The organism is Shewanella youngdeokensis, from assembly GCF_033180165.1.
Taxonomy (GTDB): domain Bacteria; phylum Pseudomonadota; class Gammaproteobacteria; order Enterobacterales; family Shewanellaceae; genus Shewanella; species Shewanella youngdeokensis.
In genome coordinates this window covers 3,090,697-3,103,219 of record NZ_CP136522.1, presented here as the reverse complement: position 1 = coordinate 3,103,219, position 12,523 = coordinate 3,090,697, and the positions used below count along the sequence as shown (strand labels likewise).

Below are 12,523 nucleotides of genomic sequence, written 5' to 3'. Positions count from 1 at the left end.
TGCTTATGTTAACCAGGATAATTTGGCGTACTGTTAGTCATAAACCAGCTAACTTAGACACGAAAAAATGAGCCAGAAAAGAAGTAGCAGTAAAATGCACACTACTTTTGAACATCATAATCGCTAGTTTTTTTGATTTCGTGCGCTTATGGTAAACAAATTGGTGACTTAATTGGTTTGGCATGCCGCCTTATATAGCCGTATAGATTGAAGAGCAGGCTGATATCGCGGGCTTACTCCATTAATATGCTGCATGAAATTTTATCGGTTTAGTTTTTTCATAGGTTAAGTGTATTGAAATACCACTTTTCGATAAGGATTGGTTCCCGACCTTATTCGCACTGGCATTAATGATAACTAGCGTTGGATAAGCAGCCTATAACTTTTAGTATTGAAAATCTCAATGATACTCCCCTTATGCCAATTCCTTAGATGGAAGGAAATGGACAAAAGTTATCAGTTCAAATGTGGTCTATCCCTTGTTCTTCATGCATGCTAATCCGATAGACGTGCAAACTTGTTACACGCTAGCTGTGGGAACAGACCTTGTTAACACAAGCATCAGAAATTTCCTTTTCTGTTCATACTTTGCTTTGGACTATAAGCAGCTATGAGCTCTCGATATTCTTTTGAACAACACTGACTATCTCGACCTTTATAACAATAGCCTGATCAGATAACCCGTGACGGAATAGGGCTATTGTGAGCGTATCGCTGATCAGCCTTCACTTGTGGCCCCCGTTCACTTTTGCTGTGCAGCCGTAGCGTTAGCGTTCTGAGCCAATAGGTTTAGATCAACAAGCATTTTATGCTCGCTGTCCGTTGTACACTTAAATCTACGTGCGGCTTTCGAAGTCAAACCTTGACGCTTCATACTGGCTATTAGCGTTTTCAGTCCGCTCTTTCTGGATGCACCTCGCATCGTTTAGCTCTCTAGCTATTCAATTTGCTAAGCCAATTGCTTTTTGCGCTTTGTGACAACGACATATCTGCCAATTTTGTATCAATCACTAAAAAACTTCAATTTGAACGTTGACATTGTATATCGATCACTACGTAATGCGCTTACTCATTCGGTGGCGAACGCTACAGAAGTTGTTAATGCAAAGCCACTGGGGAGAGTGAGCCATGGGGGATCGTGCTGAGTTTACTGGAAGTGCTGTATTTGCGTTATACAAAATCAAAATAAAATTGATTTAGGCTCAATATCTTCTTATGTTAGTTTTGTGGTTGAGGACGTACATAGGTAACATTTAGTGGGTTATAGGTACAAAAAAAGCGCTAAATAAGCGCTTTTTTATGTTTATGATTAATCATCTTTCTCAGGCACAAAACCTTCGATTTCCACATCTTTACCTTCAAAAAGAAAGTTGACCATTTGTTCTTCAAGAAACTTACGGTCATCGACATTCATCATATTGAGTTTTTTCTCATTGATTAACATCGTTTGCTTTGACTGCCAAAGTGCCCAAGCTTCTTTACTGACATTGTCGAAAATACGCTTGCCTAAATCGCCGGGGTAGAGTTGAAAGCCTAGGCCTTCAGCTTCTTTCTTCAAATATACGCAATTTACTGTGCGAGCCATGATTACTCCTTATTTAATGCTGAACCTAAACTCGCTAGAATCCGCTCAGTGGCTGAGGCTAAACCAACTTTAGGTGGATGAGGTAAGTTATACCAGACCGAGGAGTCTTGTTCCATGATCTGGTTATCGCTAATTTTGTTAATTGAAACAAAAACAGGCTGAATATCGAGGTGGAAATGGCTAAATGTATGCCTAAAAGCGATTAGATTTTCTCGGTGGTTAACCTTAAATGCATGGTCGCTTAAGTAAAGTTCAAGCTCTGCCTGGCTTGAAAACTGGGGAAAACACCATAGCCCACCCCAAATACCACTCGGTGGCCGTTTGTGCAATTTAACATGATTGTCTTGTTCTATGACCAGTAGCCAAGCTGATTTTTCTGGAATGACTTTTTTAGGCTTTTTGCCTGGGTATTCGTGTTGTCGGCCCGATAACTGGCCTTGGCAATCAATTGCTACTGGGCATATAGGGCAGTTAGGTTTAGAGCGGGTACAAACAGTGGCACCGATATCCATCATCGCTTGATTGTATTTTTGAATTTCAACATTTGGCGTTAACTGCTCAGTAAGTTGCCACAACTGTTGTTCGACTGACTTTTTACCCGGCCAGCCACCAATTGCTCCATGCCTGGCTAGTACACGTTTCACGTTGCCATCAAGAATAGAGTGATGTAACCCAAGCGATAACGACAAAATGGCGCCTGCTGTAGAGCGACCAATACCTGGTAATGCAAGTACCTTTTCAAACTCAACAGGGAAAATACCTTGATGAAGCACTATAATCTGCTGTGCAGCTTTATGCAGGTTACGGGCTCTTGCGTAATAGCCTAACCCTGTCCAGTAGTGCAGCACTTCATCTTGTTCTGCAGCGGCTAAGATTTCAATATTAGGAAACCGAGCCATGAACTTTTCAAAGTATGGAATGACCGTTGCAACTTGAGTTTGCTGCAGCATTATTTCTGAAATCCACACTTTGTATGGGGTTTTGTTTATTTGCCAGGGGAGTTGTTTACGACCATTTATGTCGTACCAACGAATAATTCTATCTGAAAATAGCGGGGGAGTTTTCATCGCCGCAGTGTAACTAGCAGGCGCTATTTACACAAGCTGCAGTTAATCAATACTGGTTAATAACTAAGTTGGCATGTATCAAAACTTTTTTGAATTATTATATTATTTGGCGCGTTGTTGAGGTTTTTTTGCTAATCAACGTCAGTAACTCGCACAAACTGCAATAATTGGTATAATTTTGCGTCTATAGGGCTTGCGCTAAAGGTCTAACTTTGGATAATGCCTTTCTTTTTAATTAATAGCTGTCTTAAGCGAGGGCGATAATGAGCGACGTAACAACCGCTGAGTTCAATGACGAAGGTAAATATCTTCGCAAAGTAAGAAGCTTTGTTTTGAGAGAGGGCCGCCTGACAAAAGGGCAAGCTCAAGCAATTGAACAGCAATGGCCTTCAATGGGGCTCGATTACACTCCTGAGCCTATCGACTTAGTTGAAGTTTTTGGCCGTGAGGCTGATACCGTGCTTGAGATTGGTTTCGGTATGGGGGCTTCATTAGTCGAAATGGCTAAGGCTTCACCAGAATTGAACTTTATTGGTATTGAAGTGCATAAGCCTGGTGTTGGCTCTTGTTTATCGGTTGCAGCTGAAGCAGGCGTCACGAATCTACGAGTGTACCACCATGATGCTCTTGAAGTATTAGAAAACAGTATCGCAGTAGAAAGTTTGGCTCGTGTTCAGCTATTTTTTCCTGATCCTTGGCATAAAAAGCGTCATCACAAACGTCGTATAGTTCAGGCTCCTTTTGTTGAGCTTATCCGTAGTAAACTTAAAGTCGGCGGTGTATTTCATTTAGCCACTGACTGGGAAAACTACAGTGAGCACATGTTAGAAGTGTTGAGTGGTGCACCCGGTTATAAAAACCAATCAACAACAGGTGATGTGGTTGAACGTCCGGATCACCGCCCGTTAACAAAGTTTGAAGCTCGCGGGCACCGTTTAGGTCACGGTGTTTGGGATATCATGTTTGAACGTGTTTAAGCGTTAACGAGCCCGTTAAATTATTTTGTTTATTACCATTGAGGAGTTCCACCATGGCAGCTAATCGCAGTCGTCGTTTACGTAAAAAATTACGCGTTGATGAATTTCAAGAGTTTGGTTTCGATATCAATTGGACGTTTGATGCCTCTGTTTCTGAAGAGCAGATTGATTTGATTGTTGATCAATTTATTGATGAAATTATCGAGCCTAGAGGTCTTGGTTTTCATGGCGGTGGTCATAAAGAGTGGGAAGGTATTATAGCGACTCAAGATATTGGTAAATGTACTGATGAAGATCGAGCTGCGGCGAAAAAATTCTTTGAAGCTCAACCCGTGTCTAACATTGAAATCGGCGAGTTATACGATATTTGGTGGAGCTAATGCCTGAATTGGCATTACTTGAGGAGGTCGTAGAAAAAGTTCGGCCTCTTTTAGGCAAAGGTAAAGTTGCTGATTATATTCCTGCTCTTGCTGGAGTCAATGCCCAAAAAATGGGTATCGCTGTGACTACCCCTGATGGCGTCACAATAGGGGCTGGAGATTATCTCGAGCCCTTTTCTATTCAAAGTATCTCAAAAGTCTTTAGCTTAACATTGGCGTTAATGCATTATGAAGAGTCTGAAATTTGGTCTCGAGTAGGCAAAGAGCCATCGGGACAGTCATTTAACTCATTAGTGCAGGTCGAATTAGAAAAAGGTTTACCGCGTAACCCTTTTATTAATGCGGGAGCCTTGGTTATAGCTGACCTTTTACAAGGGCGACTCGGTGCGCCAAAACAACGAATGTTAGAGATTGTTCGTGATCTTAGCCATAACCATAAAGTCACTTATGACAATGTTGTAGCGAATTCTGAGTACAAGCACAGTGCTCGTAATGCTGCTATTGCCTACTTGATGAAGTCATTTGGCAATTTTAATAACGACGTTGATACGGTTTTAAAGACTTATTTCCAATATTGTTCATTAAAAATGAGCTGTGCAGACCTTTCAAAAGCGATGCTATATTTAGCCAATCGCGGCCAAAACTTAGCCGGAAAGCAAGTCATTACCGCAGTACAAACTCGGCAGTTGAACGCTTTATTAGCGACTTCTGGCTTGTATGATGGTGCGGGGGAGTTTGCTTACCGAGTCGGTATGCCGGGTAAAAGTGGCGTAGGGGGCGGTATTATTGCCGTGATCCCAGGTGACATGTCTGTATGTGTGTGGTCTCCAGAATTAGATGCTAATGGCAATTCATTAGCTGGCACCGCCGCGCTAGAAATGCTTTCGCAATGCCTAGGTCGGTCAATATTTTAAAGTTGTTTGACATTATACCGTGGTGAAATTTAGCCAATAGTTAGCATTATTGGCTATTCATATCTAGCAAACTCCTTTCTTGAATGTGCCTTTTTGTTAATTAGTCAATTAAAACAATGGTATAAACTGTTGGCATGGTAACTGCTTTATCTAAATTATTAATGTGAATAATGCGATAAAGGATTCTAGCTATGAACACACTTCTTACCTCCGTTGGGCTTTGTGCTGTACTCGTAACTGCGTCAAGCTTTCAACTAGCGAATGCTCATGATGATTCTGAACCCAACTCTAACAACGAGTGTGAGGTGTCGTTACACTATGACGTTACTGTAGAACCTCAGAAACTATTGATTAGCGAAGCTGGTACAGAACGTTACCGTATTGAACAGGATCAGTTGTTTGTAAATGGCAATAAAGTAGCCCTGAGTCAACAGCAGCAGTCGTTAGTAGCAGAGTATGCAGAGCGAGTATCTGCAGATGTTCCTGAAGTCATTGAATTGGTTAATGAAGCGGTTGTGATGGCTTCAACTGCAGTTAGTATGGTATTAACGCCTTTGATCGGGGATGCAACGGGCGCTACCTTTGACCAAATGGCAGTTAGTTTACAAAATAGAGTTGAAACTGTGGCCTACCAAAGTGGTGATAAATTTTATTTAGGTGCCACGGAGTCATCATTAGAGCGCGCTTTTGATGAAGAATTTGAACAGGAAATGGAGCAATTAATTAAGAGCTCTATTGGAACGATGTTGGTATCAATCGGTAGCCAAATGCTGTCTAGTGAAGGTGGGTCTTTTGAGCAAAAAATGGAAACTTTTTCGGCACAAATGGAATCGATCGGGGACGACATTGAACGTCAGATGGATAGTCAAGCGCAAGACTTAGAATTGCGAGGCAACAAGTTGTGCGACAGCTTTAAGTCATTAGTAGTGTTAGAGAAAGAAATGCAAACCCAAATTCCTGAACTCGCGATCTACTCTTTAGTCGGCGCGCCAACACAAGAGCTGCTTGAATAGTTTGTGTATATTTGATTTAGCGATGATGAATCGCCATTGGAAATAACCCTGGCTAACATAGCCTGTTGTGTTGCTGGCGTTTAATTGCAACAGCCCTTGCATCGAATTGGTGCAGGGGTTTTCGTTTTTGGCATTAGCCATGCTCGATAATCATTAATAAAAACCTCTATAAAGCGCTGAGTTATATAACCGCAGTGTTTCCCGCCGCTCCATTACTAAGAATATGTGCCGTAGGCCAATACAAAAGTACATATTTAATGAGTTCTAAGGTTTTTTTGGTATACTCCTAAAAATAAAAGTAAAAACCAATTTTTGGTTTAATAATAACTCTACTTTAGAATACTTATATTCACTTAAGATAATACTGCGTAACACATTGTTAGTAATTGGGATTATCTTAGCGATGGAAGTACTATTATTCTCGTAAACACCTTAAGGCGATTTACATGTTAGAACTTTTAGAACCAATCGCAATTTTTACCCATGTAGCACGAGCTGGAAGTTTTAGTTCTGCGGCACGGAAATTAGGCATATCTAAATCCAAAGTTAGTACACAGGTTGCTGATCTTGAGCATAAGCTAGGTGTGCAGCTAATTCAGCGAACCACACGCAGCTTAAGCCTGACTGAAGCAGGGCAATTATTGTATTCTCAAGGCGAGGAGTTGCTAAGAGATGCCGATCAGGCCGTTGCAAGTGTACATAATTTGAATGATGCCACACGCGGGGTGCTCAAAGTAGGGATCTCGCAATCATTTGGCACGATGCATATTATTCCTGCCTTACCAGACTTCATGGCCAAAAACCCAGAGCTCGAGTTACAAGTCAGTTTACTTGATCATAAAGTTGATGTTGTTAGCGAAGGCTTAGACCTTTTATTGACGATGTCTGAACAGCTGCCTCTAGGTATGGTTGCTAGACCATTAATGAAGTGTAACTTCCTACTTGTAGCTTCCCCTTCTTATGTCGCACAACGTGGCATGCCGGCTCGCCCAGAGCAGCTGGTGGAACATAACTGTCTTGTGTATCAAGGCGAATGGCACGAGCATACCGTTTGGCAGTTTAAGAAAGGCGATGATTATTGTGAAATTGGAGTGTCTGGCAACTTTAGAGTCGATAATGCTCCAGCACTAAAAACGGCTGCAGTAAGTGGGTTAGGGGTTGCTTATCTTGCTAGTTATTTATTGGAAGACGAGATAGCAAAAGGTACTTTAGTCCCTATTTTAGACGAATGGCAATTGACCAATAACTTGCCTTTGCAGGCGGTTTATCCAAGACGTAAACACCTTGCACCTAAAGTGAGTGCCTTTATTGATTTTATTAAAGACCATATCAGCAACCCACCTTATTGGGATGAAGAGTATAAAGACTTGTATGCAAAGCGAAAATAATAGCTAGATACACTTTGTTACATTTGCCAGTGCCGGGTTGTGTGGATGTAAGTTCAAAGTTGTAGTTTGTTTTTTCATTGTAATTCAATGCCTTGCGGTTTCGGGTTTGGTTGCACTTATGTGTATTTAGTGTGTGCTAATGTTTGCTATGGTGTATTTATTGTTGCAGTTTGTTTTTAATAAAATACAATGGCTTCAGTTGATTCAAAATGATTTGAACCCTATAACAGAATTAAGAATGACCCCTCTTTATTGTGCTATACAAATCAGCTTTATGCAGTTTTGGATCAACGCCGGCATAGCTTTATACAACTAAAACAATGCTGGCTTTGAAACCACATCCTATTTTTGGTTCCCCCCGGTATTTGGTCGGGGGTTTTTTCTTAAAAATAGCTGAGCTCTAGCTGTACCCTACATTTCAAGTTGATTTTTACGATATATAAAAGTTGAAGACAGTTAGACCTAATAAATTAAACCACTCTGTTGAGTGGTTTTTTATTGCGTGTTTGTTGCTTATTGATAGTTTATTTTGAATGGCAAGCGAGTCATTATCTGAGTCACTTTCTATACGGCTCTTAAAGTAGGGCTTCATACCGTTATTGTTGCGCGGCGAATTTTTACGCAGTAATGTTCTAAGATCGCAAGATCACGTAAAAATAAGCCACAAAATTAAATGTGGCTTATTTTCGGGGTATTCCCCATTGATTTAGAGCGTATTTGCAATCCAAAAATCAATCTCAGACTCGAGTACATCTAAAGGTAACGGGCCATTTTTTAATACAATGGTGTGGAAATCTCTGATATCGAATTTATCACCTAAAGATTTTTGTGCCTTTGCTCTTAGCTCGAGTAGCTTTATCATTCCGATTTTGTATGCCGTTGCTTGCGATGGCATCACAATATGTCTTTCAACCATTTTAATCGCATCAGACTTAGCATTTGGCGTATTAGATACGTAATAGTTTATCGATTTTTCTCGGGACCATTTCTTAGCGTGAATACCTGTATCGACGACGAGTCTGCAGGCGCGCCATAGCTCCATTGCTAAGCGGCCAAAATCAGAATAAGGATCAGCATACATGCCCATTTCTTTAGGGAAGTATTCGCTATAAAGACCCCAGCCCTCGATATAAGCCGTATAGCCTCCAAACTTGCGGAACTTAGGAACCCCTTCAAGCTCTTGTGCTATGGCAATTTGCATATGATGTCCGGGTATTCCCTCATGATATGCCAGCGCTTCCATTTGATATTTTGGCATTGCTTTAATATCAAACAGGTTGGCGTAATAAGTGCCGGGACGATTGCCATCGGGTGAAGGGTTACTGTAAAACGCTTTACCTGCAGATTGCTCTCTAAATGCTTCGACTTGCTTAACTATGATGGACGCTTTTGGCTTAACTTTAAACACATCGTCTAAGCGACCCGACATTGTGTTAATTAATGCCTTTGCTTCTTGTAGGTATGCTTGACGGCCAGCTGCGGTATCAGCGTGATAGAATTGCGGATCATCTCGCATAAAGGTAAAGAATGCTCGTAAGTCGCCATCAAACTTTACTTTTTTCATTATTTCACGCATCTCACTGTGAATGCGTGCGACTTCTGCTAGACCAAGCTCATGGATTTCATTCGCGGTCATATCAGTGGTCGTGGTACGCGCTAAAGCATTGTTGTAAAACTGCTCCCCTTGAGGAAATTTCCAAACGCCATCGCGAGTATCCGCTTTTGCGGCTAAGGTCGTAATGTAACTGATTAGTTTATTGTAGGCCGGTTTAACTTGTTCAATTAATGCTACTTTTGCCGATGCTAGTAATTGTTGCTGCTCATCTTCGCTGATAGAAATCGCTGTCACTTTACGCTTAAAATCGGCCCATAAAGCACTGTCTTGCCCATCATTAAATGGCGCACCTGTAATGATGTTTTGACTGTCAGATATCACGTAGGGAAATACAAATTTAGGGGCGATAATGCCTTTGTCGGCACGTACTGCTAACGCTGATTGTAATTGAGCTAAACGCTTTGGCACCCCATTTAAGCGGCTGATATAAGCCTGCGCATCGGTTATGCTGGTAATTTGGTGCTGATTAATTAACAAAGAGGCTATTTGCGAATGGCCGCCATACATTTGGTTTGCTGGGTAACTATGGTAGCGCCACTGGTCATCTTCAATCTCTTGCTCAAGCTTTTGTTTTAGTAGCTGGTAGCTTAACAATGTTTGTCTGTTTAGTTTGGTGGTATCAACCTGCTTTAATTGTGCCAAATGTTTTTTGGTACGTGCTATGTCTGCATCGGTTGCAGCATCGCTTATCTCATCCCATAGGCCGTAGTCAGTTTTGATCCCTAAATAGGTTTGCGCGATTGGACTGGCTAATACGTTGTCCATGAAAATGCTTTCAAATAACTGGTTAGCTTTTTCTGATTCAGTCACAGCTTGCTTAATAACGGGCTCGCTTTGATTTGAATAAGCCGTTGGAGCCGGCGCTGCGTAGGCAACACAATTTAGGCAGGCAGAAAGGGATAGGGCGAGCAAACTAACTTTTGTATTTATTGGCATCTTTAAGCTTCCTTAGGGTTGTGTTGTTATCCTAAAGAAGCTTGACGCTAAGTTTTTGATATAACTGTTAGTAAATATTTCAGTTTAATGATTTAAATTAATATTAACTAATCTATTCATTGGCTTACAGAAATTGTGATAATAAGTCATTTACAAACATATGGCCTTTGGGAGTTAGCTGCCAAAACGCATCGTTTTGAGTCATCAACCCTTTTGCACAGGCTTGCTCTATACCTGTTTTTAACACTTTTCTGTCTAGGCCTGTACGCTGTTCAAACTCAATTTTTGGGATAGGTGTCATGAGCCTTAAGCGGTTCATTAGGTACTCTAATGGCCTATCTTCATCTTCTACTAACGTTACATCTGTTGTGTAATTGCTTGCGGCTAAATAGCCTTTGGGGTGCTTGATTTTTACGGTGCGTAAAATGGTGTTGTCATCCACCTGAGTCACTTTACCATGCGCACCACAACCAATGCCTAAGTAGTCTCCAAACTGCCAATAGTTAAGGTTGTGTTGGCACTGAAAGCCTTCTTTGGCGTAGGCAGATATTTCGTATTGAACATAACCAAGCTCTGCCAAGCGTTTTTGCCCTTGCTCATAGATCTGCCATAGGTTTTCATCGTCAGGCAATTGAGGTGGTTTTGAGTGAAACAATGTATTGGGTTCAATGGTCAACTGATACCAGGATAAATGCGGCGGTGCCAATTCTGCTGCGGTTTCAATATCAGCGAGCGCTTCATCAAAACTTTGATTCGGTAGGCCATGCATCAAGTCTAAATTAAAACTTTGATAGCCTGACACCTTAGCTTGTTGCGCTGCAACTTGCGCTTCATTTTTATCGTGGATCCGGCCAAGTAGATTGAGTTTGTCGCTGGAAAAACTCTGGATGCCGATGGATAAACGAGTGATCCCTGCTTGCTGGTAAGCAACAAAGTCATCATGTTCTAAAGTCCCTGGGTTGGCTTCCATGGTGATCTCTATGTTGTTGCTAAACTTGATGAGCTTATCAACCTCAATAAGCAGACGTTTAATTTGCGCTGCATCGAATAAAGATGGGGTGCCGCCACCAATAAAAATTGTGTGCAATGTACGACCTTGCACATAGTGCAGATCTTGTTTTAGATCGGCTATCAACGCATCAACATATTCTTGCTGTGGTAACTCTCCATGTTGACCATGTGAGTTAAAGTCACAATAAGGACACTTTTGGACACACCAAGGTATATGGATATAAAGGCTTAAAGGTGGCAGAGTCAACATTAGCTAATAATACCTTGTTGCTTCATTGAGTTAATTAGCAATACTAAGGCTTTACCACGATGGCTTAACTGGTTTTTTTCATCACTACTAAGCTCTGCTGCACTACATTTGTGCTCGGCTGGAATGAAAATCGGGTCATAGCCATGGCCATTGCCACCGAATGCTTCAAAACCGATAGTCCCTTCCCATGATGCTTGGCAAATTATGGGGGTCGGGTCTTTAGCGTGGCGCATATAAACCAATACACATTGAAAACGCGCACTGCGTTGTGTTTGCCCTTCTAAAGCATCGAGTAACTTAAGGTAATTTTGTTTTTCTTGTGCCCCTTCACCTGCGTAACGGGCTGAATATATGCCAGGTGCACCTTGTAGAAAGTCGACTTCTAAACCAGAGTCATCGGCAATCGCTGCATGCCCTGTTATTTGCGCGGCGTGGCGGGCTTTAATAATGGCATTTTCGACAAAGGTGGTACCGGTCTCTGGGACTTCTGAAACGTTAAATTCACTTTGCGCGAGAATTTCTACGCCATAATCGGCCATTAGTTCGGAAAATTCTTTCAACTTTCCTTTATTACCACTAGCGAGAACGATTTGATTCATGACAGACCTTTGAAAGAGATAAATTATGGCGGCAATAATAGCGAACCACGATTTGAATTGCATTATATATGTGGCGTGGCTATTGGATCATCACATCGTTAAAGTTTAATGATGCAGCTGCATATTTTATAGCAAAGGTTTGGTCATCATTGACTTGGTTAGCCCCATGGAAACTAGCTCAGCGGGTTAAGCTAAGCGATAATACTGTCAATCAATTGGATTAAGCTTGGTGAATATAGGGCTAGCTAGCTGCTCGCAATAATGAGGGCAATCACCCTCATTTAGCTAGATTAATCAACATAGAACTTTTGGCTAAATTTGAGCGACGTATTGAGTTTATTACCATGCTTTACTTCAATTTTAAAATTAATCGTTTGATCATCTCGGTAGGGCACTTCGGCAATATAGTAAATGGCATTGCCCTCTCTTATTTCTCTGAAGGCTAATTGGATACGTGCGTCGAGTAAATTATTAGCTACGCCTGTTATATCAGCTCTTACGGCGGGGTTGCCTTCAACGCTGTTATCAAGGACTGCAATATTTAATACCCCAGAATATCGACTACGTTTGATACCGTAAGCCTTGGCAATACTGGGGGTTAAAAAGGTACTGCTTAAGGCTACATAATGAATATCAAAGTTGCCTACTTTTTGTTTTTGTTCAGCATATGCATAATTAATGAGGCATAAACTGAGTAAAAAAATAGCAGTTAGAGAGCGGATCATATTGGCCTTCCTTAGATAATAGTTTCGCTTTCAGTATAGCGTTTTAGTGTGTTGCACCGCTAT

The 12,523-nt window shown here is 41.3% G+C and carries 11 protein-coding genes and 1 pseudogene; 5 read left to right on the top strand and 7 right to left on the bottom strand.

Annotated elements, in window-relative coordinates; genetic code table 11:
* Positions 1 to 567: 567 nt before the first annotated feature.
* The 3 genes and pseudogenes from RGE70_RS13220 to mutY all read right to left on the bottom strand — a co-directional run.
* Positions 568 to 895, bottom strand: a pseudogene (locus RGE70_RS13220) (IS3 family transposase); the annotation flags it as partial.
* A 414-nt stretch (positions 896 to 1,309) separates the two neighbouring features.
* On the bottom strand, positions 1,310 to 1,585 hold the full coding sequence (locus RGE70_RS13215; protein WP_310471912.1) for an oxidative damage protection protein: 276 nt from the start codon (positions 1,583 to 1,585) through the stop codon (positions 1,310 to 1,312).
* A gap of 2 nt (positions 1,586 to 1,587) precedes the next feature.
* Positions 1,588 to 2,652 (bottom strand): A/G-specific adenine glycosylase, encoded by a 1,065-nt coding sequence (gene mutY, locus RGE70_RS13210; RefSeq protein ID WP_310471911.1) that lies wholly within the window; start codon positions 2,650 to 2,652, stop codon positions 1,588 to 1,590.
* A gap of 263 nt (positions 2,653 to 2,915) precedes the next feature.
* On the opposite strand from mutY, the gene trmB reads away from it, so the two are divergent.
* From trmB to RGE70_RS13185, 5 genes are all read left to right on the top strand, one after another.
* The gene (trmB, locus tag RGE70_RS13205) at positions 2,916 to 3,629 is read left to right on the top strand and encodes a tRNA (guanosine(46)-N7)-methyltransferase TrmB (RefSeq protein WP_310471910.1); all 714 of its coding nucleotides are present in this window, start codon (positions 2,916 to 2,918) and stop codon (positions 3,627 to 3,629) included.
* Positions 3,630 to 3,682: 53 nt separating this feature from the next.
* Entirely contained in the window at positions 3,683 to 4,009 is a 327-nt protein-coding gene (locus tag RGE70_RS13200) for a YggL family protein (RefSeq protein WP_310471909.1), read from the top strand.
* Positions 4,009 to 4,923: a glutaminase B gene (gene glsB, locus RGE70_RS13195; protein ID WP_310471908.1), complete on the top strand. Its 915-nt coding sequence runs from the start codon at positions 4,009 to 4,011 to the stop codon at positions 4,921 to 4,923. The genes RGE70_RS13200 and glsB overlap by 1 nt, the downstream gene beginning before the upstream one ends.
* Before the next feature lie 191 nt (positions 4,924 to 5,114).
* A complete protein-coding gene (locus RGE70_RS13190) occupies positions 5,115 to 5,936 on the top strand; it encodes a YggN family protein (RefSeq protein WP_310471907.1) in 822 nt (273 codons plus the stop codon).
* 446 nt (positions 5,937 to 6,382) lie between these two features.
* Positions 6,383 to 7,324, top strand: a complete 942-nt coding sequence (locus RGE70_RS13185) for a LysR family transcriptional regulator (protein ID WP_310471906.1) — start codon at positions 6,383 to 6,385, stop codon at positions 7,322 to 7,324.
* A gap of 706 nt (positions 7,325 to 8,030) precedes the next feature.
* Here RGE70_RS13185 and RGE70_RS13180 read toward each other — a convergent pair.
* From RGE70_RS13180 to RGE70_RS13165, 4 genes are all read right to left on the bottom strand, one after another.
* Positions 8,031 to 9,875, bottom strand: coding sequence for a DUF885 domain-containing protein (locus RGE70_RS13180; RefSeq protein ID WP_310471905.1), 1,845 nt, complete (start codon positions 9,873 to 9,875; stop codon positions 8,031 to 8,033).
* Positions 9,876 to 9,999: 124 nt separating this feature from the next.
* Positions 10,000 to 11,136, bottom strand: coding sequence for a radical SAM family heme chaperone HemW (gene hemW, locus RGE70_RS13175; protein ID WP_310471904.1), 1,137 nt, complete (start codon positions 11,134 to 11,136; stop codon positions 10,000 to 10,002).
* Positions 11,136 to 11,735 (bottom strand): RdgB/HAM1 family non-canonical purine NTP pyrophosphatase, encoded by a 600-nt coding sequence (rdgB, locus tag RGE70_RS13170; protein WP_310471903.1) that lies wholly within the window; start codon positions 11,733 to 11,735, stop codon positions 11,136 to 11,138. Before rdgB ends, hemW begins: the two co-directional genes overlap by 1 nt.
* Positions 11,736 to 12,025: 290 nt before the next feature.
* The gene (locus RGE70_RS13165; protein ID WP_310471902.1) at positions 12,026 to 12,460 is read right to left on the bottom strand and encodes a DUF4426 domain-containing protein; all 435 of its coding nucleotides are present in this window, start codon (positions 12,458 to 12,460) and stop codon (positions 12,026 to 12,028) included.
* Between the last annotated feature and the right edge of the window lie 63 nt (positions 12,461 to 12,523).